The 25,181-nt window shown below is 65.8% G+C and carries 16 protein-coding genes and 1 pseudogene; 8 read left to right on the forward strand and 9 right to left on the reverse strand.

Annotated elements, in window-relative coordinates; all coding sequences use genetic code 11:
- Window positions 1–75: 75 nt before the first annotated feature.
- On the reverse strand, window positions 76–393 hold the full coding sequence (mdcC, locus tag GGR62_RS10130) for a malonate decarboxylase acyl carrier protein (RefSeq protein WP_184407783.1): 318 nt from the start codon (window positions 391–393) through the stop codon (window positions 76–78).
- A 10-nt stretch (window positions 394–403) separates the two neighbouring features.
- The gene (gene mdcA / locus GGR62_RS10135; RefSeq protein ID WP_184407784.1) at window positions 404–2,050 is read right to left on the reverse strand and encodes a malonate decarboxylase subunit alpha; all 1,647 of its coding nucleotides are present in this window, start codon (window positions 2,048–2,050) and stop codon (window positions 404–406) included.
- A gap of 187 nt (window positions 2,051–2,237) precedes the next feature.
- On the opposite strand from mdcA, the gene GGR62_RS10140 reads away from it, so the two are divergent.
- The 3 genes and pseudogenes from GGR62_RS10140 to GGR62_RS10150 all read left to right on the forward strand — a co-directional run bounded on the left by GGR62_RS10140 (window position 2,238) and on the right by GGR62_RS10150 (window position 5,073).
- Window positions 2,238–2,780, forward strand: coding sequence for a PadR family transcriptional regulator (locus tag GGR62_RS10140; protein WP_184407785.1), 543 nt, complete (start codon window positions 2,238–2,240; stop codon window positions 2,778–2,780).
- Window positions 2,781–2,901: 121 nt separating this feature from the next.
- Entirely contained in the window at window positions 2,902–3,690 is a 789-nt protein-coding gene (locus tag GGR62_RS10145) for a siderophore-interacting protein (protein WP_184407786.1), read from the forward strand.
- Between the two features lie 1,082 nt (window positions 3,691–4,772).
- Window positions 4,773–5,073: pseudogene (locus GGR62_RS10150) on the forward strand (hypothetical protein).
- A gap of 94 nt (window positions 5,074–5,167) precedes the next feature.
- On the opposite strand, the gene GGR62_RS10155 reads toward GGR62_RS10150, so the two are convergent.
- Both GGR62_RS10155 and GGR62_RS10160 read right to left on the reverse strand, forming a co-directional pair.
- Entirely contained in the window at window positions 5,168–5,887 is a 720-nt protein-coding gene (locus tag GGR62_RS10155) for a YceI family protein (RefSeq protein WP_184407787.1), read from the reverse strand.
- Between the two features lie 92 nt (window positions 5,888–5,979).
- A complete protein-coding gene (locus GGR62_RS10160; RefSeq protein WP_184407788.1) occupies window positions 5,980–6,570 on the reverse strand; it encodes a malonic semialdehyde reductase in 591 nt (196 codons plus the stop codon).
- Between the two features lie 134 nt (window positions 6,571–6,704).
- Here GGR62_RS10160 and GGR62_RS10165 point away from each other — a divergent pair, with 134 nt between their 5' ends.
- The 5 genes from GGR62_RS10165 (at window position 6,705) to GGR62_RS10185 (ending at window position 11,462) form a co-directional block, all read left to right on the forward strand.
- Window positions 6,705–7,652, forward strand: coding sequence for an ELM1/GtrOC1 family putative glycosyltransferase (locus tag GGR62_RS10165; protein ID WP_184407789.1), 948 nt, complete (start codon window positions 6,705–6,707; stop codon window positions 7,650–7,652).
- 45 nt (window positions 7,653–7,697) lie between these two features.
- Window positions 7,698–8,561: a DUF2145 domain-containing protein gene (locus tag GGR62_RS10170; protein WP_184407790.1), complete on the forward strand. Its 864-nt coding sequence runs from the start codon at window positions 7,698–7,700 to the stop codon at window positions 8,559–8,561.
- Window positions 8,558–9,061: a hypothetical protein gene (locus GGR62_RS10175; RefSeq protein WP_184407791.1), complete on the forward strand. Its 504-nt coding sequence runs from the start codon at window positions 8,558–8,560 to the stop codon at window positions 9,059–9,061. Before GGR62_RS10170 ends, GGR62_RS10175 begins: the two co-directional genes overlap by 4 nt.
- Before the next feature lie 210 nt (window positions 9,062–9,271).
- Window positions 9,272–10,735, forward strand: coding sequence for a nitrilase-related carbon-nitrogen hydrolase (locus GGR62_RS10180; RefSeq protein ID WP_184407792.1), 1,464 nt, complete (start codon window positions 9,272–9,274; stop codon window positions 10,733–10,735).
- Window positions 10,736–10,904: 169 nt separating this feature from the next.
- Window positions 10,905–11,462 carry a queuosine precursor transporter gene (locus GGR62_RS10185; protein ID WP_184407793.1) on the forward strand — a complete coding sequence of 186 codons (558 nt, stop codon included), beginning with the start codon at window positions 10,905–10,907 and terminating at the stop codon, window positions 11,460–11,462.
- Window positions 11,463–11,589: 127 nt separating this feature from the next.
- Here the strand turns inward: GGR62_RS10185 and glnE are convergent, their stop codons facing one another.
- The 5 genes from glnE to GGR62_RS10210 form a co-directional block, all read right to left on the reverse strand.
- On the reverse strand, window positions 11,590–14,415 hold the full coding sequence (gene glnE, locus GGR62_RS10190) for a bifunctional [glutamate--ammonia ligase]-adenylyl-L-tyrosine phosphorylase/[glutamate--ammonia-ligase] adenylyltransferase (protein ID WP_184407794.1): 2,826 nt from the start codon (window positions 14,413–14,415) through the stop codon (window positions 11,590–11,592).
- Window positions 14,416–14,995: 580 nt separating this feature from the next.
- A complete protein-coding gene (locus tag GGR62_RS10195; protein ID WP_184407795.1) occupies window positions 14,996–17,404 on the reverse strand; it encodes a hypothetical protein in 2,409 nt (802 codons plus the stop codon).
- 291 nt (window positions 17,405–17,695) lie between these two features.
- Window positions 17,696–19,873: a hypothetical protein gene (locus GGR62_RS10200; RefSeq protein WP_184407796.1), complete on the reverse strand. Its 2,178-nt coding sequence runs from the start codon at window positions 19,871–19,873 to the stop codon at window positions 17,696–17,698.
- A gap of 336 nt (window positions 19,874–20,209) precedes the next feature.
- The gene (locus GGR62_RS10205) at window positions 20,210–21,283 is read right to left on the reverse strand and encodes a 3-deoxy-7-phosphoheptulonate synthase (RefSeq protein ID WP_184407797.1); all 1,074 of its coding nucleotides are present in this window, start codon (window positions 21,281–21,283) and stop codon (window positions 20,210–20,212) included.
- Between the two features lie 797 nt (window positions 21,284–22,080).
- Window positions 22,081–24,978, reverse strand: a complete 2,898-nt coding sequence (locus tag GGR62_RS10210; RefSeq protein WP_260305793.1) for a TonB-dependent receptor — start codon at window positions 24,976–24,978, stop codon at window positions 22,081–22,083.
- Between the last annotated feature and the right edge of the window lie 203 nt (window positions 24,979–25,181).

The raw sequence follows: 25,181 nt of genomic DNA on the forward strand, positions 1-25,181 counted from the left end.
GCGCGTTGTCCAGGACGCGCTTCGTACGCTGCAGCGTCTCTGTGGCGAGACCAGGCTGTGCGAAATGAAGATGGCTCATGCGGCGTCTCCTTGCAGCACGTCCATCGCCTGCTCCAGGCGCAAGCTCACGACCGCAGGCGTGGCGCCGACATCGTTGATGCTGATGCGCACGTCACGCAGCGGATGGCGCGCGACGAAATCGTCCAGCACCGCCTCCCAGATCGTGCCGAAGCCGCGTGCGGCGGTCAGGATGTCGATCTCCATCGCGCCGTCGAGCGGCACGCGCTCGACCAGCACTTCCAGGTTGCCGGAGGCGACCACGCCCACCAGCGCATGTTCCAGACCGGCGCGTGCGCCGTGCTGACCATCGAAGCGATACCGCAGGGTTTCCATGCTGTGCCCCCTACCAATTGCGAAAACGTTTCGGCGGGTCGTACAACCCACCGGACCAGCGCACCAGATCCTTGACCGTGCGCGCGGCGAGCAGGTCGCGCGTGGCATCGCGCGGACGAATACCCAAGTCTTCCGGTCGCTTGATGACGCCGCGATCGCGCAGGTTTTCGACCATTCGCTTGTCGCGGCCCAGGCCAACGGCGGTATAGCCGGACACACCACGAATCGCCTGTTCGCGCTCTTCGGGACTGCGGCACAACAGCAGGTTGGCGATGCCTTCTTCGGTCAGCACATGGCTGACGTCGTCACCGTAGATCATCACCGGCGGCAACGGCATGTTGGCCCGCTCGGCCAGCTCCCAGGCATCGAGCTTGTCGACAAAGGCCGGCGCCATGTGCTCGCGGAAGGTTTCCACCATCTGCACCACCAACTTGCGCCCGCGCGGCATCTCGCCCGGTCGTGCAGCTTCGCGTCCGGCCTTGAGCCAGGCGGCGCTGGCATGCCGGCGGCCGCGCGCATCCGAGCCCATGTTGGGTGCGCCGCCGAAACCGGCGATGCGGTCGCGCGTGGCGGTGGAACTGTTGCCCTGCAGATCGATCTGCAAGGTGGAGCCGATGAACATGTCGCAGGCATACAGGCCGGCGGTCTGCGACAGCGCGCGATTGGAACGCATGCTGCCGTCGGCGCCGGTGAAGAACACATCCCCACGCGCGGCGATGTACTTCTCCATGCCCAGTTCCGAACCGAACGAATGCACCGACTGCACAAAGCCCGACTCGATCGCAGGGATCAATGCAGGATGCGGATTGAGCGCCCAATGCCGGCAGATCTTGCCCTTCAACCCCAGCGATTCGGCGTAGGTGGGCAGCAACAATTCGATCGCTGCGGTATCGAAACCGATGCCGTGATTGAGCCGGTCCACACCGTATTCGGCGTAGATGCCCTTGATCGCCATCATCGCCATCAGCACCTGGATCTCGGAGATCTGCGCCGGGTCGCGGGTGAACAGCGGTTCGATGTAGTTGGGCTTGGGCGCCTGGGTGACGAAGTCCACCCAATCGGCCGGGATGTCCACGCGTGGCAGGGTGTCGAGGATCTCGTTGACCTGCGCGATGACGATGCCGCCCTTGAACGCGGTGGCCTCCACGATGACCGGGGTGTCTTCGGTGTTCGGGCCGGTGTAGAGATTGCCGTGTCGATCGGCCGCCTGTGCAGTGACCAGCGCGATGCGCGGGGTCAGGTCGATGAAGTAGCGGCCGAACAATTCCAGATAGGTGTGGATGGCGCCGATTTCGATGCGCCCCTCGCTGACCAGCCCGGCCAGGCGTGCGGCCTGCGGGCCGGAGAACGAAAAATCCAGGCGCTTGGCAATGCCGCGCTCGAACACGTCCAGATGCGACGCCAGCGACAGCACCGACTGCACCATGTGCAGGTCGTGCACGCGGGCCGGGTCCACCTCGGTGAGGCAGCGCGCCAGGAAATCGGCCTGCTTCTGGTTGTTGCCCTCCAGGCAGACGCGATCGCCGGGTTCGATCACCGCCTCCAGCAGCGCCACCACATCGTTGGCGGCCACCACGCGGCCTTGCGGCGCCAGCGCGGCGGCACGCTGCAGGCGCTTGCGCCGGCCTTCGGCCTGGGTGTCCCACTGTCGACTCATGCCTTGCCTCACCGGGACGCGCCCGTAATGTCGGAGTAATTACATCGTAATTATGGAGATGGACCGCGTCTAGACGCGTTGCAGCATCGGCGGATGACGTGACGGCTGCGGGTCAGCGCTGCGACAGCCACATGCTTGCGGTCGCCTCAACTTCGATATATCTTTTTCGCATGCTTCGATATATCGAATGAAACCGAACACCCGCCACCATGAGGTCCTGGCCGACCTGGATGCAGCCGACCGCAACGTCTCCGGGCGCGGCAGTGCGCGCATCCGGCCGCTGGGGCACGGCGACCTGCGCCTGCTGCTGCTGGCGCTGATCGAACAACACCCACGCCACGGCTATGAGCTGATGCGGCAGATCACGGCGCTGTTCAAAGGCCTGTACACGCCCAGCGCCGGCGCGATCTACCCGGCGCTGGCGCAGCTGGACGCCAACGGTTGGGTGCAAACCGATCTGGAGCAGGGCCGCAAGCAGTATCGAATCACCGACGCCGGCCGCAGTTACGCCGCCGATCAACGCGACGCCCTGGATGCCGCACTGGCGCGCACCCATCGCCGCGCCCGCGAGCTGATCAAGGCGCAGACGCCCGCCCCCATCCGCGAGGCGATCCACCGCATCAAGCACGGCCTGTTCGCACGCCACGGTCAATGGAGCGACGCAGAAACCGAACGGATTGCCGCACTGCTCAACGCCGCCGCCGACGGCATGGAGCAGGGCGAACGCTGAGTCGTGTTGAAGCATCGACGCCAGCCGATCGCCACCGGGTGCTGTGTCACAACACCACCGCATCCGCTCCCCCCACCAACGCCGCGCCTGTGCGCGCGACACCATCAGGAATCGCACCACCATGGCTGCACACACCAATACCCAAGTTCGCCGCGACGCGCGCCTGCGCTCCGTGCACGTGGTCCGTTGCGAATCGATCACGCCGCAGATGCGCCGCATCGTCTTTGGCGGCAGCGAGCTGGCCGGCTTTCAAAGCGAAGCGCCGGACGACCACGTCAAACTATTTTTCCCCAATGCCGATGGCGCCTTCGTGCTGCCGACCATGACCCCGGAAGGACCGCGTTACGCCGAGGGTGCACTGCCCTCGCCCGGCCGCGACTACACACCGCGCGCGTTCGACCCGCAAAACAACGCGCTGAGTATCGATTTCGTGCTGCATGGCGACGGCGTGGCATCCAGCTGGGCCGCACAGGCGCAGCCCGGCGACGCGCTGAAGATCGGCGGCCCACGCGGCTCCTTTCTGGTGGCCGACGACTTCGACCATTATGTGTTGATCGGCGATGAAACCGCGCTGCCAGCGATCGGCCGCTGGCTGGAGTCGATGCCGGCCGACCTGCACGCAGAGGTCTTCATCGAAGTGGCCGATGCCCACGAGCGGCAGGAACTGATCAGCGCCGCCGATGTCGATGTGTACTGGCTGGAGCGCAATGGCTTCGATGCCGCCAGCAGCACCTTGCTGGAAGACAGCCTGCGCGATTACGAGCCGCACGACGGCGACACGTTCTACTGGATCGGTGCCGAATCGATGCGCACGCGGGCCATGCGCAAGTTTGTGGAAGAGCACATGGGCGTGGACAAGGAGTGGATCCGCGCAAAGGGGTATTGGAAGGCGGATCCGGCTGGGGAATAAGGCCAAACGCTCCGGTCTCTGGTGATCCAGCGAGAGTAGCCAACAAACATCTGTCGCATCTGACGATGCTTCCGGCGATCGGAATCGGAAACCTCCATCCATAAAGCCACTGGACCGGCTGGCGAGACCCGCCTGTGCCGCCGCTTCTGTCGTACCAGCGCGTTCAAGGCGTGGTACGGCGCATGCACATCGATGATGACTAGAGAGGGTGCTGACCCGGATTTGCAGCATGAGCCCGACACGGATGCTGCGATTGTCCCCGCGCATCGTCGGTTAGAAGCGCGCGCTGCGACGCGGTCAGCGCAAGCCGCGCTTGATCACCTGGCCAGCCCGATCGTCAAACGTGCGGAGCTGCGTTCGAATTACAGCGTCGATCAAGCGAACACAACAAGTGTTGACACTTAGAGCAGCTAACAAAACCTGGCGAGCGAGCGCCTGTCAGTGAGTGCAGCGGTTTTGTCGGCCGTATCTTGGTGGATGCCGTCAGAAGTCCAGATCAAACACTGAGTGGGTCGAATGCGCGGTGCCCTCACCGCTCGCGGGACACGCCGTGAATCCATCCCTGGAGGCTCGGTGGCGGCATCCATGCCGCCACACGGTCCCGCAAGCGGCGAGGACACCGCGCCAGACAGTTTCATGGCTGTTTTTTTGAAAGCCATGCGCACCGACACTCTCCACTGGTCCTTGCCTGCCCAGCGTCGCGGGACCTTACGCGGCATGGATGCCGCGTAAGAGCTTACAAGGACGTCCTTGCAGCGTGTCCCGCGATGGTGGCGGGCAAGGGCCCTGCAGCCAGGCCGCAGATAGCCGGCCTGCAGTAGGCTGACGCGAAGTCGTTTTGTTAGCCGCTCTTAATCAGTGCCGTTGCTGGAACGCAAACACGAGGATCCCGTAAATCTTTATCTGATCGGTGTGTTGCCACCTGATGGACCTACTCGATCGAGAGGCGTCCCATGAAAGATATGAAGGCAGATGAACGTCGCCGCTTTTTATCAGGAGCCGTTGCCATTGCGCTTTTGGCAGCATCGCCCATCGCTGCTTACTCGGCTGAGCAAGCACACACCACCGCTCTTCCTCGGGCAATACCGAAGAAACAGATAGTTAGAGGTGAAGGTTCGAGGTGATCTGGGCGGAAGAGACGTTGACCTTCAACTAAGCCCTGGCGAAATGTCGCCCGTCCTGGTTCTACCGGACAACGGAAAATACCGCGTAAGCGCATCCATTATCCGTAACGACCCACGATTTGGGGACATCTACGCACTTGTTCTGGCAGACGCAAAAGGGAAAACCCTTGCGGTAATGAATATTGCGGGAAACACGACCGCGACGTTCGGCGATCACGGCGTTCAGATCTATCTACTTCCAATCGAGCAAACCACCTGATCAGAAGCGACTCCATCAAGGGCTTAGACGCTTGAAACTTGCCCAAAAAATTAGGGCCCGCCAATGGCGGGCCCTAACGCGAGCAATTGCCTGATTACTTCGCAGCAGCGTCGCCGGCCTTGGCCTGCAGGGCTTCGGTGGTGATGCGGATCTTGACCTCGTCGCTGACGTTCGGGGCGTACTGGCCCACGCCGAAATCGCTGCGCTTGATCGTGGTGGTGGCGTCGAAACCGGCAGCCGGCACCTTCTTCATCGGGTGCTCGCCGCCACCGTTGATGGTGACGTCCAGCACGACCGGCTTGGTCTGATCCTTGATGGTCAGATCGCCGGTGACGGTCAGCTTGTTGGTACCGGCCGCTTCGACCTTGGTGCTCTTGAAGGTGGCAGACGGGAACTTGGCCGCGTCGAAGAACTCGCCACTCTTCAGGTGCTCGTCGAACTTGGCGGTGAAGCTGTTCAGGCCGGACAACGGCAGGGTGACCTGCACGGTCGACTTGGTCACGTCGGCGGCGTCGTACACCAGCGTGCCGTCAACGTTGCCGAAGTGCGCGGTCGGGTTGGAGAAGCCGAAGTGGCTCCACTGCACCAGCACGTCGGTGTGGCTCGGGTCCAGGGTGTAGGTGCCCGAGGCCACTTCCACTGCCGGTGCGGTCGAGGCAGCTGGCGCAGCGGCCGGAGCAGCGCTGGCATCGGCCGGCGCGGTGGCAGCCGGGGTTTCGGCAGCAGGCACGGCAGCGTTGTCGGCCGGCTTGGAGCAGGCGGCAATGGCCAGGGTCAGGGCAAGCGGCAGCAGCAGTTTGTGGGTGGTCTTCATTGAAACTCCATGTGATGAGAGACGCGTTGGAACAACGCGGATGGAACAGACGCAGACGGACGAGGACTGCAGGAAAGCGTGTGGGCAGCCGCTTATTCGATGCGTGCGGCTTCGTCAAAACTCAGACGCGGCAGGCGCGGAAACAGTCCGGCCGAGTCACCGTAGCCGAGATTGACCAGGAAATTGGATTTGATCGACGTGCCGGCAAAGAACGCGGCGTCCACCTTGGCATTGTCGAAACCGGACATCGGGCCGGCATCCAGACCCAACGCACGTGCGGCCAGGATCAGATACGCACCCTGCAGCGAGCTGTTGCGGAACGCCGATTCGACGCGCCCCTCGCGCGGGCCATCGAACCAGCTTTTTGCGTCGGCATGCGGGAACAGGTACGGCAGTTTTTCGTGGAAATCCTCATCCGACCCGATGATCACCGTGACCGGCGCGGCCAGCGTCTTGGCGGCATTGCCCTCGGACAGCGCCGGGGCGAGTTTCTGCTTGGCCTGCGGGGTGGTCACGAACACAAACCGCGCTGGCGAGCCGTTGGCCGCAGTGGGCCCCCATTTCACCAGGTCATAGAGCTGACGCAACTGTTCGTCGCTGACGGGCTTGTCGAGAAAGGCATTTTGCGTGCGGGCAGTGCGAAACAGCTGATCCAGCGCGGTGGCGTTGAGCAGGTCGGACATGAAGGCTCCGGGAGGCAAGGAATGGACGACAGTAAGATGCAGCAACGACGCCGGCGTGAAGACCGCAGTGTAAAGTGGCGCGATTGCTGCGGCACACGCTTAATCTGAAACAAACCTATGTCGGATCTGAAACGATGGTGCTGACCTGGGCGCTGAGCGACGGCCGCGCCGGCAATGCACGCCAGGCCGAAGCGCTTGCGCGTGCGCTGCAGCCTGAGTCGATGACGGCCATGCATCTGCACACGCGCGCTCCCTGGCGCTGGGCGGCGCCGCGTTGGTTGCCTGGGGCGCGCGCGGCCTTCGGCGTGGAGTTTGCCCGGCACCTGCAGCAACCACCGGCAGTGGCCATTGGCTGCGGACGCCAGGCTGCGCTGGCCACCCGACTGCTGCGCGCACGCGGCAGCCGCGCGGTGCAGATCCTTGACCCGCGCATGGACCCGGCCCGGTGGGACCTGCTGATCGTGCCCGTGCACGACCGTCTGCGTGGCGAGAACGTGCTCACCTTGCATGGCAGCCTGCATCCGGTGGACGACGCCTGGCTGGCCGCCGGGCGCGCCGCCTTCGCCACGCTCGGCACGTTGCCCTGCCCGCGTGTGGCAGTGTTGATCGGCGGCCCCACTGCGCAGGTGCCGTGGTCGCCCCAGGCGCTGGCGGCGCTGTGTGCGCAATTGCGCGAGCAGGTACGCGCGGCCGGCGGCAGCCTGTTGGTCACCGCCTCCAGACGCACCCCGGCCGAGGCGATCGCCACGCTACGCGCGGTGTGCGCAGGCTTGCCCGGTGTGTTGTGGTGCGATGCGCGCGATGGGCGCAATGCATATGCCGGCTTGCTGGGCTGGGCCGATGCGATCGTGGCCAGCGCCGACTCGGTCAACCTGCTGTCCGAAGCCTGCGCCACGCGGGTTCCGGTGGTTGCCGCGTTTGCCGAACAGGCACAGGGACGGGTTGGGCAGTACCTTCGGTCACTGCACGCGCAGAGTCGGTTATGCGATGCGGGCGGCATGCTCGCTGCGCAGCCGAACCTCGCGCCGCTGCGCGAAACCCAACGTATCGCCGCATTGGTCCGCGCGCGCTTGCACGTATGATGGTGCGGCGTGAGTGACACGCAGACACAAGGACGTCGCATCTGCATGCGAACCGTATCCACCACGCGCACGCGGTGCGTCATCGCACTCGCGCTGGCAAGCCTGCTTGCCGCCTCGCCCGCAGCGGCCGCGCCGGTCTGCACGCCGCATTACCCAACACCGGCGACGCTGGCGGCGATGTTCGACATGGCACGCTCCACACGCCAGGCGCTGGATGCACTGGAGGGCGCGCAGGTGGTGCTACTGGCACGCGGCGGCCAGGACCTGAGCCGCTATGGGCTCAAACACAGCCATCTGGCATTCGCGCTGCGCGAGGAAGACGGCAGCTGGCGCGTCAGGCACCTGCTCAATCAATGCAAGTCGGACACGTCAGAGCTATATCGCGAAGGCTTGAGCAACTTCATCGGCGAGAGCGCCCTCAACGCAGACCTGCGCGTCGGCGTGCCCACGCCTGCACTGCAACGGCAGCTGCGCACGCTGTTGCAGGACCCCGGCGTGCTGGCGCACACACTGCACCAGGCGCGCTACAGCGTCATTGCCTACCCTTTCTCCACCGAGTATCAAAATTCCAATCAATGGGTGCTTGAAGTAGTGGCGGCTGCACTCGCGGCAACCGACGCAAGCGCCACGGCATCTGCAGCGGTGCATGATCGCCGCAGCGCGCAGGCCTGGCTCAAGACCAACGGCTACCAGCCCACCCGCCTGCATCTCGATCTGGGCAAACGCATCGGCGCGCGTTTCTTCGTTGCCAATGCGGCCGTGACCGACCATCCTGCGGGCGAGCGGATTTCCGGCAACTATTCGGTGATCACGGTCGAGTCGGTGTTCGATTTCCTGCAGCAAGCGCATGTGCTGCAGCAGGATTTTCCCATCCCACGCCGCATCTCTACACACGGAGCGTCCCCATGAACCTCACTCTTCGCTCTGCCGGACTTGGCCTGCTGCTGGCCGTTGCATGCGGCCAGCCCCTGCGAGCCAACGCCGGCCTGCCGACGATCACGCGCGGGGATGCGTCGGTGATGTCCGCGATCCTGGTGATCTCTGCGCCGTACTTCGTGTCGTTGGCGGTTGGCCACAGTGCGATCGCGGGCTCGGAAGCGATCAGCGATGCATCGAACAAGGTGTCCGCCGGGCCGTTGCCGCCGATGCGGGTCAAGTCAGTGGAAAAAACCACCGATGGCGGCTGCGAAGTGCAGTTGCAGGACCCGCAGCAAACCGAGAACACCGCACTGCTGCGCTGGCCGGCGCGCCAGGACGACCCGACCGCCGGCTTCCGCGTCGGCGACACCGTGACCTTCCAGCCCAGCCCTGCCGGCGCCGGGTGGACGGTGCAATCGCCACAGGGCCAGGCGCTGGCCTTTGTGCCGACCGCCGAATCGGCCGCGCAAAACACCACCCAGACCTGGTGATGCCGGCAGGCGCAGCGACAACACGCTAGCCCGCTTCGGGCACACGGAGCGGACGAACGTCACCTTCTGCAACGAAGGGTCGTGTCTGCCCGGTCGCCGCGCCAGCGGACTGCTGGTCGCTCTACGCGATGTGCAGGCGACCACGGCGCACATCGCCACACAGGGGCTGTGACGTTGCATGATCGATCCACCCCCTTGATCGGACAGCGCATGGATCACACGCCGCGATCGCCCACCCGCCTGTTGCCGGCTGCGCTTTTCGCAGGTGCGGCGCTGTGGCTTGGGGTTGGCCTGCAACCGCCGTGGTGGTGGGTGTGGCTGGCGCCGGCACCAGTGCTGTGGCTGGCCTACACCATCGAGCGCAAGGCGCACGCACGCATCGCGGTGTTGCTGGCCACCACGGTGGCGGCCACGCACTATGTGCCTTACTTCGGACTGGTGATGCCGCTGCCGGCGGTGGTGCTGGCCACCTGCGCAATCGCACTGCTGTGGTCTGCGGTGGTGATGGGTGCGCGTGGCGTGGTGCGATGTCTGCGCAATGGATGGAGCGTGTTGGCTTATCCGCTGCTGTGGGTATGCGCCGACCTGTTGATGGCGCGGCTGCTGCCGGACGGCAATTGGGGCAGCCCCGCGTACACGCAGGCCGATGTCCTACCGCTGCTGCAGCTGACCGCGTTGACCGGGGTGTCCGGGCTGCTGTTCGTGCTGTGCCTGGTGCCCTCGGCGCTGGCGCTGCTGGTGTGGCGTGGCCATGCGGTGCGCCGGCCGGTACTGGTCCTTGCTGCCGTCACGCTGACGCTGGCGGCAAGCGCCGGCTACGGCATGTGGCGTCTGCAGACGCCGGCCACAGGCAGCCCATTGCGCATCGGTCTGGCCGCCATCGACGACTCGATTGGTCCATCGGCCGCGCCGGTGTACTGGCAACCGGTCCGCAATCGCTACGACGCCCTGATCGCTACGTTGGCGGCGCAGGGCGCGCAGCTGGTGGTGTTGCCGGAGAAAATCGCGGTGTTGCCGCCGCAGCAACTGGCGCAGTGGCAACAGCACTACAGCGCGCTCGCCCGGAAGCACCGGTTGTGGGTATTGATCGGCATTGCCGAACACGGCGCACAGCCGCGCAACCTTGCTTGGCTGTTCGACCCGCAAGGCGTGCGCGTGGAGCGCTACGAAAAGCAGTTTCTGGCCCCGCCGGAACGCGCGCAGCAGTATGCGCATGGAACCGACTACGCCATCCATCGTGTCGATGACATGCGCTGGGGGCTGGCGATCTGCAAGGACATGCTGTTCGCGCAGCTGGCACGGGCCAACGGCCAGCGCAACGCGGCGCTGATGCTGGTGCCGGCCTGGGATTTCGCCTATCGCGATGCGTGGATGTCGGCGCAGATGACGGCGCTGCGTGGCGTGGAAAATGGCTATACCGTGGTGCGCAACGCGCGCGAAGGCTTCCTGAGCGTCACCGATGCCTACGGCCGCGTGCAGCTGCAAACCCGTAGCGCGCCGATGCCCGGAACCAGCGCGATCGTCGACGTACGGATCGGCCCGCACGTAACCACGCTCTATACCCGCATCGGCGATGTGTTCGGTGGCGTGTGCGCGCTTGCGTTGTTGGTGCTGGCACTGTTGACGCGCCGGCAGGCAACCAGCAACCAGCGCGGCGACACAGCCGATCGATGAACGCATCCAGCGATTGCGCAACCACCCTGAGGTGCACCAGCAAAGCCGGCGCCAGCACACCGTTTCTCCCGATCGCATGCCGCGCCCGCGTCTGCGCCCGGCCCCGCGCACTGGCCCACACCCACCCAGACGCAGATAATCCGCGCTGACTTATGCGTGCCGCACCGCCATGCCCACCACTTCGCCCACGTTGTTTACCCCCCTCACGGCACGCGCGTTGGCGTGGTCGGTACTGGCCATGGGCGCGGTGGTGCTGTTGTCCAACATCCTGGTGCAGTACCCGATCAACGATTGGCTGACCTGGGGTGCGTTCTCGTATCCGTTGGCGTTTCTGGTCAGCAACCTGATCAACCGGCGCTTCGGGCCGCGTGCGGCGCGCAAGGTCGCCTGGTGCGGTTTTGTGCTGGCGGTGATGTTGTCGCTGTGGCTGGCCACGCCTCGCATCGCGGTGGCGTCGTGCACTGCCTTCATCGCTGCGCAGTTACTGGATATCACCGTGTTCGATCGGCTGCGCCGTGGCAGCTGGTGGCGCGCGCCGATCGTGGCGACCACCTGCAGCGCCACGCTGGATACGGCGATCTTCTGGAGCATTGGCTTTGCCGGCATGGCGTTGCCCTGGGTCAGCTGGGCGGCTGGCGATCTGGCGGTGAAGCTGGGGATGGGCGTGTTTTTGCTGGGGCCGTTCCGCGCCTTGCTATGGCGGACGACGCCACCACCGAGACCCTGAGCGCGCCAGGCTGGCGCGCGCGCGTTGCAAGCCGGGATTGCGTGCAGAGTCCGATACGACCAGCCATCCACCAGGCCGGTCTGCAGGCACGACTGATCGCAGCGCAACGCGCAGACGCATCGACCGGCTACAACGGCGCGGCATCCTTGCCGGCCGGAAACTCCAGCCCCTGCATCCGCGCAGTGTTGAAAATCTGTTGCCGTGCCTGCTGGACCGGAGGCGTTGGCGCGATCAACCGTGGCCTGCGGTCCAGCGTGCAACTCAGGCCCGCTTCCACCAGCGTGGCGTGGGCCTGATGCAACGCTGCTGCGCTCTCCGGCGGGAGCCATTGCACCTGTACCAGCGCATCGATCAGCGTGGGTGTATCGCAGGCCAGCAGCAACTGCGGCTGCTGTGCGGCCTGGCCGAGCACGCCGGCCTGCAGCACGAATTCCAGATCGACCAGACCGCCGGCGCCTTGTTTGAGATCCAACCGCCCCGCATCGCTGCGATCCAGTTCGCTGCGCATGCGGGTGCGCATCTTGCGCACATCCTCATGCAGCAGTGCAGGGTCGCGCGCGCGTGCGAGCGTCTCGCTGCGCACCTGCGCGAAGGCATCGCACAGCGCGGCATCGCCTGCCACCGCACGCGCACGCACCAGCGCCTGATGCTCCCAGGTCCAGGCGCGCTCGCGTTGATACTCGCGGTAGCTGGCCAGCGACGACACCAGTGCACCGGTGCCGCCGTCCGGGCGTAGCCGCACATCGATTTCATACAGGCTGCCTGCGCCGGTTTCGGCAGCGAGCAATGCCATCACCTTCTGCGCAAGCCGGGCAAACCAGCGCCCGGCGTCCAGCGGCCGCGCACCATCGGAGGCCTCGCTGTCGCGCGGGTGATCGTAGAGAAACACCAGATCCAGATCCGACCCGAAGCCCAGTTCCAGCCCGCCCAGACTGCCGTAACCGATGATGGCGAAGTGGCCGCCTGGCACCTGCCCATGCGCTGCGATCAGTTCGCGGTGTGCCAGCTCCAGCACCGTCTGCACTACCGCCTCGGCAAGCCAGGCCAATTGCCGCGCGCTTTGCACTGCCGCCTGGCGACCGTCGAGCGTGGCCAATGCAATACGGAAACTCAGCGCAAGCCGGCGCTCGTTGAGTTCGCGCAACGCCGCCTCGGTGTCGTGGATCTGCAAGGTGTCGACACATGCAACGTGCAAGGCTTCACGATCGGGCAACGGCCCGCTGATGCGGGTGTCGAGCAATTCGTCCAGCAGCAACGGATGCGCGGCCAGGCGTTCGGCCAGCAAGGCACTGCGCGAGAGCACATCGACCAGCCGCGCGAGCGCGCTGGGCTGTTCGTCCAGCAGCGCCAGATAGCTGGTACGGCGCAAGGTGGCCTGCAGCAGCCCGAGCATACGGCGTACCGCAGCATCGGGCTGGCTGGCGCGGGTGGCCGCGTGCAGCAGAGCCGGCATGACGCGGTCGAGCCGTGCACGCGCACTGTCGGAGAGCGCGCGCACGCCGGAGCCGTGGGCGAACTCGGCCAGCACCTGATGCGCGCCGCCTGGATCGTGCAGGCCGATGCCCGACAACGGCGCCGCATCGCCTTCCGGCAACGCACGCCAGTAATCGGCTAGCGCATCCGGGGCGGTGGTGCGCACGCGCGGCGCCAGCAGTTCAGCGAATTCGGCGGCCACGCGAGTGCGGTGCGGCGTCAGTGCCTGCAGCAACGCCGCCCACTCCGCATAGCCCAGGCCGAGCGCGATGCGTTCGCGGTCCAGCGGCGCCTGCGGCAAGGCATGCGTCTGCGCATCGCGCAGCATCTGCAGGCGATTTTCGAGCCGGCGCAAAAAGCGATACGCCTCGGTCAATGCGTGCCCGTTGTCGGCGTCGATCTGGCCTGCGTCCACCAGCGCCTGCAGCGCTGGCAGCAGGCGACGCTCGCGCAGGGCCGGCTCGCGGCCACCACGAATCAATTGCAACGACTGCGCCAGGAACTCGATCTCACGAATGCCGCCCGGCCCGCGTTTGATATCGTCCAGCCGATCGTGGCGTGCGACTTCGGCCGTGATCGCGGCCTTCATCTCACGCAGGCCGTCCAGCGCGGTGAAGTCAAGATAGCGCCGGTAGACGAACGGCCGCAGCGTTTCCAGCCATGCTTCGCCGGCATCGATATCGCCGGCCACCGCGCGCGCCTTGAGCCAGGCGTAGCGCTCCCAATCGCGGCCTTCGCGCTGGAAATACTGGTCCATGCCGGTGAACGACAATGCCACCCGCCCGGCGGTGCCGAACGGGCGCAGACGCAGATCCACGCGGTGACTGAAACCATCGGCGGTGGTTTCATCCAGCAACTTGGCCAACTGCTGGCCCAGGCGTGCGAAATATTCCTCGGCCGCCAGCACACGCGCGCCGTCGGACTGGCCGCCTTGCGGATAGGCGTAGACCAGATCCACATCCGACGAGAAATTCAGTTCGCCACCGCCCAGCTTGCCCAGCCCGAACACCACCAGCCGCTGCACGCTGCCGTCCTCGGCAATGACCTGCCCATGGCGGCTCTCGAATTGCTGTTCGAGCGCCTGCAGCCCGCACTGCAGGCAGGTCTCGGCCAGCCGCGTGGCACCCGCCAGGGTGTCGTCCACACAGTCCAGGCCGAGCACGTCGCGCCACACCAGACGCGTGGATTCGGCACTGCGATACCGTCGCAGCTGCGCCGGCCAATCCTGCGGCTGGGCCGGATCGAGCACCGGCACTGGCAAGGGCGGTGGGTCGGGCTGCGCCAGGTGATGCAGCACCGCCGGCTGGCGCGCCAAGGTGTCGAGCGCACATTCGCTGGCGAGCGCCACCTGCTCCAGGTGCCGGTCGACATCGGCGCCCGGCCAGGGCTGATCGGCCGAAGCGGCCTGACGGACACGCGCGACAGCCCGCTCGATCAGAGCGGTGAGCGCAGGAGATGCGGATGAGGTGGGCAGCGACATGCGCGGATTCTGGCATCCCCGCGCGGCAGCGGCACGTGTGGGTGATCGATCACCGCAGTGGGGTGGCGCTGCGCGCTGCAGGCAACACACCGCCGATGCGAACTCCCCAGATCAACGTGTCACCCCGTGCCTTGAAGCCCGGGCTCACCTAAGGACTCCTGCAGCGCCTTGGCGACAAACGCACGCAGTGCGCCGCCGTCACTACAGGCGCTGCCGGCCGCTTGCCAGGCAAGCCATGCCTCCCAGGACCACCGCCAGGGATGCGCCGGAACGCAGCGCATAGGCCAGCCCGGGCGCCCCCCCCCAGCGCAGCCAGACTCAGCAACCCCGGCCACAACACCGTTCCCACCGCAGCGCCCCAACCGCCAACGAACTTCATCCAGACTCGACCGGCCAGGTGACGGGCAATAAAAAAGCCCGCTTGCAGCGAACTGCCAGCGGGCTTTGCTCCCTCCCCCACGTCGGGATGCAGGAGCATAGTGCGCGCCCCAAACGCGACTTGCACGCTGCACTGCAAAACAACACCAGGCAGTACAGAACTGGTGCTTATGCCCGCATGCACATTGGCCCAATTCCGGGGTTATCGCAGCAAATCCGGCTGAGCCTGGTACCACTGCGCCGCACGCAGCACGTGCCACTCCGGCGTGCCGTTGCGCAAGCCCACCGCCGCGCTCGCTACGCCCCAGCGCGCGAGCAGGCTGCCACTGCGCTGGCTGCCCTGCAGACGCAGACGCGCATCGACCTGAAAGCGCGCGTTGCGCGCCTGCAGGCGATCGACGATGACCGTCTCGCCCTGCCAATGCACCCGGCCGGTCACCTGCGCCTGGCCGGCATCCACCAGCCGCAGCATCCAGTCCGGGATCGAGTGGTCGCGCGTATACAGCGCCATCAGAAATGCCAGATCGCGCATCTGGATCCGCACGCGTCCATCCACACCGACCGGCGGACGCCATTGCATGCGCGTGTCTTCCAGGACGATGCGCGCCCACCAGCCATCACGGCGTTGTCCATCCGGGCCGGTAAAGCCGACATTGCGCAGCTGGATGTTGCTGGCATCGAGGCTGAAGTTCTCTGCGCGTAGATCGCCGCGCTGCAAACGCAAATCCGCATCCACATCGCCACGCAATGCCAGGCCGGCAAACTGCAGCCGCGCCGCGCGGGCGCCGATGCGCAGGCCGCCCTTGCCGATACGCCCGCCGGGTTCGATCTGCAGATCGCCGCTGAGTACGCCGCTGCCGCCATCGAAGCGCAGTTGCTGCTGCGGCAGATAGCGGTTGTAGGCGCGCAGATCCGGCACGCGCGCATTGGAAAACAGCAGATGCGCACGCGTGGCATCGCGCAACGTGGCCAGGTTGCGTGCATCGGCGCGCGTCTGCAGATCCAGACGCAGATCGCGGCCCTGCACGAACGGGCGCGTGGGTGCGTCGCGATGGGCGATCGAGAACTGCTGCATCTGCAGGGCAAGTGACGGCAACACCTGTCCATCTGCATCGGCGTCCACGCGCAGATCGGCGCTGGCCTCTCCGTCGATCGCGTGTCCCATCACCCCGACATGCGCGCGTACGTGCGGCACCTGCAGGCGACTGCCGGCACCGAGCCGGCCACGATCGATACGCAGATCGGCATCCACCAGGCCATCGCCTTGCAACGTCAGCCAATCGACATCGGGAAACAACGCGGGAATCCAGCTCAGCGAAGACAGCTGCCAATGCAGGCGCGCATGCCCGGAGGTGCGCGGCAGCAGGGTGCGCAGGGATTGCAACGGCAATTGCCGGCCTTGCACGCGCAGATCGGCGTCCAGCGTCAGACCGGCATCGGCCGGCTCGGGCATGCTCACCTTCACGTGCATGTCCTGATCGACCTGCAACTGCGCGGCAAGCTCGCCCAGCGCCGCAGCCGGCGTGCGCATGCTGTCGTACACCGGCGCGCGCCATTGCAGCTGGCTTCCTGGCTGCAGGACGCCGCGCATCCAGCGCAATTGACCATCTGCGCGCCCATTGCCGGCACCTGTGGCAAGCGTCTGCCGACCCTGCGCATTGCGTGTCACGTGCAACGCTGCGGTGTCGCCGTGCAGCTCCACCAGCGCGTCGGTGAGCAGCAGTACCGCCAGCCCGCGCGCCTGATCGGGCGCATGTCGCGCGATGCTGGCGTCGATGCGTAGCTGGCCGTTGCGCAACACGTCGCTGTCACCCCAGCGCATCCGTGCGTTGGCAAACGTCGCACGTGAGGGGAAGAGTTCCATGGGGCCGCCGCGCAGCTGCTTGAACACGCCGAGCTGCAGGTTGCCGTCTCCTTCGATATGCAGCTGGCGCAGCGTCAATGCCTGCACCTGCTCGGCAACGATGCGGTCGAATTGCAGGGTCCAGGCTGGAGCAGTCGAGGCAGTTGCGGCGGTTGAACGGGGCGGCTGCGCGGACTGCGGCATGCGCGCGGATGCGCGAGCACTCTGCGGTGGCGGCGTGCTCGCCGAGACCTCGGCGTTTTTTATCGGTGTCGGTGTCGCATCCTGCACTGCGACGACCGCATGCGTTGCGGATGCGCCATGCATCGGTGCGGCGGCAGCCTGGGCGTCTGGCATGCGGGCCGCTGATCGCGTCGCCGCACCACCCGACGCCGCGACGGCGGCATGCAGTCCTGCACGCACACCGGAGACATGCAGCTGAGGCACCAGCAGTTGTCGATGCAGCAAGGGCAGTAGCCGCACCTGCCCGCTCATGCGCTGCGCACTGACGTTCCAGCTGCTGCGTGGCGAATGGCCTTGCATGTCCACATTCCACAGTGCCAGCCGCCCGGGCCACCAGGTCACGCCCGGGCCCCATTGCATTGTGAATCTGTCCGGTTTGCGACTGAGCGCCGCCGGTCCCAGCGGCGTATTGAGCAGCAGATTGCCGAGCAGCAAATAGCTCGCGTACAGCGTCAGCAGCGCCACCACCGGCCAGCGCACTCCACGGGGCAATGCACGCCAGCGGGCACGAATGGGCGTTGTCATGGCGGCAGGCTCCTGAAGACCGCGCCTGCAACGCGGCGCAATGGGTCAAGTGTGCCGTAAGTGCAGTACGCCGCGTCGCTCCATGAGGGGCAGCGCGTCGCGCGTGAGTCGCGCAGCAGCGTGGATGCAGCTGTGAAGGCAATGTGCGTGCATGCGCAGCGAGCCCTCATCCCGGTTCGCGCAGGCACAAAACGCAAGACGAATCCCCGCTCGAAGCGGTGATAGGTCCGGCGCTGCACTAACCGCAGCGAGCGCCAACCACGCGCCACATGACCTCGAGCGCTGGACGCCTCACTTCGAGCTCGCCACTGCGGGCAGCAAACCCGGCTGCGCGTCGTACCACGCGCGTGCGCCGGCCAGATGCCACTGGCGTTGCGTGCCATCGAGCTCGATGCCGGCGCCGAGCACGCCCCAGCGCAGATACAGATCGCCACGCCGCTGCGCGTCGTTCAAGGCCAGCCGGGCCCGCAACGACAGGCGTGCGTTTTCTGCATGCAGGTCATCGATCACGACGTTCTGCTTGCGCCAGCGCACCCGGCCGGTGGCATCGAGCTCGCCGGAGTCCAGCAACCCCAAGACCCATCGCGGATAGTCGGCGCGCTGCGCAAATACCGACAGCAGCGGCGCGGCATCGCGCATGCGAATCGCCGCATCGGCATCCACCTGAAACGGCGCACTGGCCTGGATGGTGCCGGCGCCGACAGTCATCTCGCCCCACCATGCGCTGTCGTTGCGGTTATCGCCCACGCGCATGTTGCGCAATCGTACGCGCGTGCCGCTGAGGTCGAAGAATTTGTTCTTGAAATCGGCGCGTCGCAGCTGCGCCTGCAGCTCGGCATCGCCCTGCATCTGCACGCCTGCCATCGCCAGATGCGCGCCCTGTCCGCGCAGGTTGGCGTGGCCGCTACCGACCTCGCCGGAGGCATTGAGCGCCACGTCGCCGGTCAGGCTGCCACTGCCGCCGAGCAGGCGCAGGTTCTTGCCCGGCAGATAACGGTTGTAGACGGTGAGATCGGGCACGCGCGCATCGCTGAAACGCAGTTGCGCCTTGACCGTGTCGCGCAGGCGCGCCAGTTCCGCATCGCCCTGCATCGCCAGCTGCAGATCGCGGCCATCCAGCAGTGTCTGCTTGGGCGCATCGTGCGGCGTGGCCTTGAAGGTGGGAATGCGCACATCCAGGTGCGCTTGCGGCGTGGCGGCATCGTCGATGCGTCCATGCGCTTTGGCGATCCCGGCCAGACGCGTATCGAACACCTGCGCCACAGCGTCCACGCGCGGAATGTCCAGGCTGCTGCCGCTGGCGAGCCGGCCTTGCGCCAGATGCAGATCGGCCTCGACCAGACCACCACCTTGTAGCTGGAACCACGGCTTGCGCACGAACAGCTCGGCAATCCAGTTCAGCGATTCGAACTTCCAGCGTCCACGCACCTGCCCGGATAAACGCGGCAGGATCTGCGCCGGCTCCTGGAACGGAATGCTGCGCCCGGCCACGCGCAGATCGGCGTGCAGCTCGCTGCCGGTGGCTTCATCGCGCGGCAGCCGCGCCTGCACCCGGATATCGCGCGCCACATCCAGCTGCAGCGCCAGCATGCCGCGATCGGTGGCGCCCACGCCGGCCATCAGCGGCAGCCGCCATACTGCATGGCTACCGGGCTGCAACGCGCCGCCATCCAGGCTGATGTCGGCTTCCACCCGCGCCGCCGACGCCCCACTACGGATATCCACGTGCGGCGCGCCGGTATCGATCTTCAACGCAACCGTGCTGGCCTTCAACTGCAGGCGCGCACGGGTGATGCCGAGCTTGCGCAGACCCGGCGCTGTCTCGCGGTAATGGCGCGGAAACTGGAAGTTCGCATCCAGCTGCGCACCGTTGAACACCTGCACGCCGTCGTAGCTGACCACCGCGTCGGTAAAGCCCGCTTCGGAGGGAAACAACTCCGACGGCCCACCCTTGAGCTGCTTGAGAAAACCGACCTTGCCGTGGCCGTGCCCGGCGATCAGCAACTTGCCCAGGCGCGCACTGCGGATGCTGTTGCTGGTGATCGCGTTAAAGCGCAGCGTCCAGCCCTGATTGCCGCGTGGCGGTGGCGCAATGGCGGTGTCCGACATGTCGACTTCCGCACTCAGGCCGGTGGCATGCAGCCACGGCAAGCGCACTTCACGCCGAAACAGCGGCAACACTGCAATGCGCGCATTGGCGCGATCGGCATGAAAGACGTAGACGGTACGGTTGGCCTGACCGCGCATGCGCACGTTCCAGGCCATCACCTGCCCGGGGAACACCGTGAGCGCCGGGCCGGTCTGCATGGTGAACTTGTGCGGCTGCCGGTTGGTGGTGGCATCGAACAACGGCGTGTTGAGGAACAGGTTACCGGCAAGCAGATACAGCGCGTACGCCGCTACCGCAATGACCACTGCAATGCGCCACGGCCGGGGCCAGCGCTGAAAGCGATCGCGAAGAGAGGGCATGGGCGCAGGCAAAGACGAGTCTGCGGTCACTATCGCGGTTGCGCTGGCGGCGAGGCGTGAATGCGGCCACGGCCTGCGCGCTGGTTGGAGCGTGGCGTGCATGTCGGGATGCGACCGATTAGCCGCCAGTGGTAAGCCGCGGGTGCGACATGGCGCCAGCCCAGCTGGCTTGCACGCCACCGCTCAGCCTTCCTGCGTGGCTTCGCTTCCGTGCCCTCGCCGCGGTCCTCCGCTGCGGGTCCCCGCCCGCGCTTGCGGCGCGGGACTCCAGGGCACGTGTGCCAGGGATGCGCACAGCAGTGCCTTGTCGCCGTGCAGGAGAGAGGCTCTCGGCACTCACGCCGCTTCGGCAATCCGCCTTGCGCGACGCGTACGCACCGCTGTCGCCAAGCGCTCCAGCACCTGCACCGAGGCGTCCCAATCCAGGCAGCCGTCAGTGATGCTCTGGCCGTAAGTCAGTGCGCAGCCCGGCACCAATTCCTGACGTCCACCGACCAGATGACTCTCCACCATGACGCCGACGATGCGTGTCTCGCCGCCTTCCAGCTGCCTGGCGATGTCGTCGATGACCTTGGGCTGGTTCTCAGGATTCTTGCCGCTGTTGGCGTGGCTGGCGTCGATCATCAGGCGCGCCGGCAAGCCGGATTTAGTGAGCACCTGGCTGGCCGATTCCACATTGGCCGCATCGAAGTTGGGCACCTTGCCGCCACGCAGAATCACGTGGCAATCCGGGTTGCCCGCCGTCGCCGCCACGGCAGTGTGGCCGTCCTTGGTCACCGCAAGGAAATGATGCGGGTGCGAGGCTGCGCCCACCGCGTCCACCGCAATCTTGACGTCGCCACCGGTGCCGTTCTTGAAGCCCACCGGGCACGACAACCCGGAGGCCATTTCGCGATGCACCTGGCTTTCGGTGGTCCGCGCGCCGATCGCGCCCCAGGCCACCAGGTCGGCGATGTACTGCGGCGAGATGATGTCGAGAAATTCCACGCCGGCCGGCAGGCCAAGGTTGTTGATGTCGCGCAGCAGGCCGCGCGCCACCCGCAGGCCCTTGTTGATCTGGAAGCTGCCATCCAGGTCCGGGTCGTTGATCAGGCCCTTCCAGCCGATGGTGGTGCGCGGCTTTTCGAAGTACACCCGCATCACGATCTCCAGCGCGTCGCCGAACTGCTCGCGCAGCGGGCGTAGGCGGTGCGCGTAGTCCATCGCCGCGACCGGGTCGTGGATCGAGCAGGGCCCGATCACCACCGTCAGGCGGTCGTCGCGGCCATGCAGGATCTCGTGCAGCGCGGCACGCGCAGTGGTCACGGTTTCGGAGGCACGCTCGTCGCAGGGCAGCAGCGACAGCAGCTGCGAGGGCGGTGCAAGGGCTTCGATCTTGCGGATACGCAGGTCATCGGTCACAGGCGGCATAACAGTGTCTCGGTGGGCGGTGTTGCATCAGGGATGCCAGGCGAGGCGGCAACAAAAAAGCCGCCAGTGTGCGCTGGCGGCTTTTCGGGAATGCTGCTGAAGTTTCCTTCAGGGTGAGCGCAATCCGTCCTCCGCCAGCGGCATCGGAAAACCGTAGTACCAAAAATAAAACGGGCTGCGGGGTGCGTTCATTGGATGCATTGATAACACGCGCGTTTCGACGCTGCCACTGTTTCATCGGCAACGGAACGTTGCAGCGATGTCATCGGGCAGGAGCATGCCGGCTGCTGTTAGACCCGCGCTGACCGTTTCCGCGCAAATGTATCGCCCCCAAAAGGCTTCATGGACCTGATGACATTGCCGCGATTTGCATTGTCCTGAGATGCATGCGATCGGGTTCGACTCGAACGCTCAGCATGCCGAACAAGCGGCTGATTCGGCTGCGCTCGATGCAGCTGGACACGCTTTTTTTTAACCTCGACTTCGATATCGACCGGGCCAATCTGATGTCGAAACATCACTGCGGACAGAGACGTTTAAACCAGCCCGGCCCTTGTATTTCCGCAAGCGCTCTCTATGCCGTGCACCCTGCGAGTATCGTTTCATGACTCAGCGCTCAGGCGCCCTAAAAATCGCTTAAATTTCATATAAATCAGCCACATGGGAATCATCCCTGGGCAAAAAATCGTTTCATATATTGTTTCAGCAAGCATGTCTGCATGTATCGCCCCCACCTCCACACTGCACCACACGCCACGGCGCTAATCCGTGACGTGCGATGCGGCCGCCAAGTTCAATCAGAACGTAAACACATACTCTGCCGCCACTTCGCGGCCGATCGGGTTGAACAAGGTGGTGTTGTAGAAGCCGTAGCCGTAGAAGCGCTCCTTGTTCTCGTAACCCACTTCGTTGAACACGTTGTTGACGTAGAAGTTGACCTTGGCGTGGTCGGTGATCTTGTAGCCGGTGCTGAGGTTCCAGTAGATCGCCGGGCCCACGCGGCCAAAGTAGCGCTTGCTGGTTTCGCCAAGATGCACGTTGGCGGTGTCGGTCACCAGGCATTGGTCCGACGCGCTGGGCTGGTAGCCATCGTCGAAGCGCGCGCAGGTGCCCCAGTTGACCGCGCGCATCGAGCCGAGCCGGCGGAAGTACACCGTCCAGTCCCAGGCGCCGCCGTTGTCCCAATGCACGCTGCCGCGCACGCGGCTGCGCACGCGTTCGTCGCGGCGGTTTTCGTCGCTGTCGGTGCGGTAGATCTGCTCGCGATAGGCGAGCAGGTTGTTGTAGTCCAGCGACAACTGGAAGTTGCCCCAGCCGGCGGTGGCAAGGCGATATTTCAGCGCAGCGTCGATGCCGGAGGTTTCCATCTGCGCCAGGTTGATCGGGCCGCGCTCGATGCTGGCGATGGTGCCATCGGCATTGCGCAGCACCCGCGAGGTGATGGTGTCGCAATAGCCCGCACCGCCGGGATTGTTCCAGGCACCGCCGCTGACGGTGGTGCCGGTGCGGCAGCCGGCTTCGGCGGACAGGATCTCGTCGCGGTCCAGATCCTTGATCATTTCCTCCAGCTGGATGCGGTAGTAATCCACACTCAGCGACAGCCCTTGCGCGATGTCCCACACCACCCCGCCGGTGAACGAGCGGCCGGTTTCCGAGCGTAGATCCGGGGTGCCGCGCCGATTCACATCTACGGTGTAGTAGATGTTGTTGTTCTCGTCGTTGCAGCCGCCGGTGACGGACGCGCCGCTGGCAATGCAGCGGTACTGATCGATCACGGTCTGGTTGGTGGAGCTGGGTTCGCCGAGCACGTAATGCATGTCCGGCGCGCGGAAGCTGGTGGCCAGCGTGCTGCGCAACAACAGGCTCTCGACCGGGCGCCATTCCAGCCCGGCGCTCCAGGTGGTATCGCTTTGCGTGCCGACATCGGTGGCGATGGCGGCCGACGAGCGATAGTTGCCATAGCGGTCGTAGCGACCGGCCACATTCGCGCTCAACGTGGACAGCAACGGGATCTGGAATTCCAGGCCGGCCGAGCTGCGCACGCGTTCGCCGCCGCCGCTATCGACCACGTCCACCGGGTAGCACGCGTTGGCGCACGGGTCCGGCGACAGTTGATAGCCCTGCTTGGCCACTTCGGCCACGGTGGCGAAGCGGATCGGTCCGGCCCAGCCCTGCACCAGATCGCCACTGAGGCTGAAACTGGCCTGATTCACCCACGAATACGCGGCGTTGTGCGATTTGGCGACCAGGTCGTCGTATTGGTTCGACGACAGCGGCGCATACAGGCGCGCTTCGTTGATCGCGTAGATCGGGTTGCCATCGGCGCCGGTGCCAAGCGGGCTGCCGAGGAAATAAGCGGTGGCACGCGCGGTATCCACGGTGCGGATGTATTCGTCCACGGTGTAGCGCGAGCGGCCCACGCTCAACTCCCAATCGAAGCGGTCGGCCCAGACCCCGCGCAAGCCGGCGCTCAGATCCCAGGACTGTTCCTTGTTGTAGTTGGCCAGCCGGTCCCAGCCGCCGGCTTCGCGCCGGGTGAGCTGACGGATCAGGTTCAACGAGCGCCCGGTGGCCGCGTCCTGGAACGGGCCCAGATACGCGTACGGCGGGTCGTAGGTCCAGCGCCCGATGCTGCGGTTGGCCGACAGCGTGGCCCAGGCTTCGGTGTGTTCGCCGAACTTCCAGGTGCCGTAGAGATAGGCCGAATAATCCTCGCTGCCGGTGACCAGGCCCCAGTCGCCGTAATCGCGCGCCACGCCGCAGTAATTGCCGGCGTTGGTCAGCGCGCCGCTGTTCTGGTCGTAGCTGAGCCGCTGCGCATCGACGAACTCGCCGCCGAAGCGCGCGCAGGTGCCGGCCGGCGGCGCCAGGCGCTGGTTGGTGTTGGCATCGACCAGGCTCAAACCAGTGAACGGATTGAAGCCGTACAGTCGGTTCTGGCCGGTCCAGTTGGAATAGGACATGTCGTCGGAGTCGTCCATTTTGGGGCGGTCGCGCCCGCTCAACGGATCGCGCCGGGTGGCCTGCAGTGCGTAGGTCAGGCTCCAGTTCTCGCCGGTGCGCCCACCTGCCCACGACACGTCGAAGCTGTCGCGCCCACCTTCAGTGGCGGTGCCGCCACGCAGCCGCACCTGGTCGCCCTGGTAGTCGCGCTTGAGGATCACGTTGACCACGCCGGCCACCGCGTCCGAGCCGTAGATCGCCGAGGCGCCGCCGGTGAGGATCTCGATGCGCTCCACCGCCGCGGACGGGATATTGCTGTAGTTGGAGAAGTTGCTTTCGCCGCCGTACGGCAGCGGGTAATCGGCCACGCGGTGGCCGTTGACCAGCAGCAGGGTACGGCCCGGCCCGAGGTCGCGCAGATTGATCGGCGAGGCGTTGGGTGTGTGCGAGCCCCATTGCGTATCGGCTTCCACCGAGCCCTGCTGATTCATGCTGTTGAGCACGTCGTAGACGGTGGCAAACCCTTCCTGCTGGATCTGCTGCGCGGAGATGGTGACCACCGGCTGCGCGCCTTCGACCTGTGCGCGCTTGATACGCGAGCCGGTGACGCTGACCGCATCCAGGGTGGAGGTGGCGCGTGGCGACTCCGGCTCGGTTTGCTGGGCAACGGCCGACGGCGCGGCGGCAGCGGCGGCGGTCAGGACAAGGGACAAGGAAATCGACAAGGCAAGGCGATGACTGCGGCAGTTCATAAGATCCCCGGGAGAAGCCGGCCATGGCCGGCGTGGCAATGCGCTGCAACGACGCCCGCCAGCGATGCACTGCATCGCTGCCCCTTGTCCGGCGGCCCCCTACCGCGCGGCGCAAGCGCCTGCCCTGCGACGCTATGACCGCTATGACATCGGTGTCAAGGGGCTGTCATGCAACTGTGCGCCGGATGACGGCCTTGCAGGCG

Origin of the sequence: Xanthomonas sp. 3075 (assembly GCF_014197275.1) — a bacterium.
GTDB classification, from domain to species: domain Bacteria; phylum Pseudomonadota; class Gammaproteobacteria; order Xanthomonadales; family Xanthomonadaceae; genus Xanthomonas; species Xanthomonas campestris_B.

Coding starts and splice junctions, on each gene's coding strand:
- mdcC (WP_184407783.1), bottom strand. CDS start 393: ATGGAAACCCTGCGGTATCGCTTCGATGGTCAGCACGGCGCACGCGCC.
- mdcA (WP_184407784.1), bottom strand. CDS start 2,050: ATGAGTCGACAGTGGGACACCCAGGCCGAAGGCCGGCGCAAGCGCCTG.
- GGR62_RS10140 (WP_184407785.1), top strand. CDS start 2,238: ATGAAACCGAACACCCGCCACCATGAGGTCCTGGCCGACCTGGATGCA.
- GGR62_RS10145 (WP_184407786.1), top strand. CDS start 2,902: ATGGCTGCACACACCAATACCCAAGTTCGCCGCGACGCGCGCCTGCGC.
- GGR62_RS10155 (WP_184407787.1), bottom strand. CDS start 5,887: ATGAAGACCACCCACAAACTGCTGCTGCCGCTTGCCCTGACCCTGGCC.
- GGR62_RS10160 (WP_184407788.1), bottom strand. CDS start 6,570: ATGTCCGACCTGCTCAACGCCACCGCGCTGGATCAGCTGTTTCGCACT.
- GGR62_RS10165 (WP_184407789.1), top strand. CDS start 6,705: ATGGTGCTGACCTGGGCGCTGAGCGACGGCCGCGCCGGCAATGCACGC.
- GGR62_RS10170 (WP_184407790.1), top strand. CDS start 7,698: ATGCGAACCGTATCCACCACGCGCACGCGGTGCGTCATCGCACTCGCG.
- GGR62_RS10175 (WP_184407791.1), top strand. CDS start 8,558: ATGAACCTCACTCTTCGCTCTGCCGGACTTGGCCTGCTGCTGGCCGTT.
- GGR62_RS10180 (WP_184407792.1), top strand. CDS start 9,272: ATGGATCACACGCCGCGATCGCCCACCCGCCTGTTGCCGGCTGCGCTT.
- GGR62_RS10185 (WP_184407793.1), top strand. CDS start 10,905: ATGCCCACCACTTCGCCCACGTTGTTTACCCCCCTCACGGCACGCGCG.
- glnE (WP_184407794.1), bottom strand. CDS start 14,415: ATGTCGCTGCCCACCTCATCCGCATCTCCTGCGCTCACCGCTCTGATC.
- GGR62_RS10195 (WP_184407795.1), bottom strand. CDS start 17,404: ATGACAACGCCCATTCGTGCCCGCTGGCGTGCATTGCCCCGTGGAGTG.
- GGR62_RS10200 (WP_184407796.1), bottom strand. CDS start 19,873: ATGCCCTCTCTTCGCGATCGCTTTCAGCGCTGGCCCCGGCCGTGGCGC.
- GGR62_RS10205 (WP_184407797.1), bottom strand. CDS start 21,283: ATGCCGCCTGTGACCGATGACCTGCGTATCCGCAAGATCGAAGCCCTT.
- GGR62_RS10210 (WP_260305793.1), bottom strand. CDS start 24,978: ATGAACTGCCGCAGTCATCGCCTTGCCTTGTCGATTTCCTTGTCCCTT.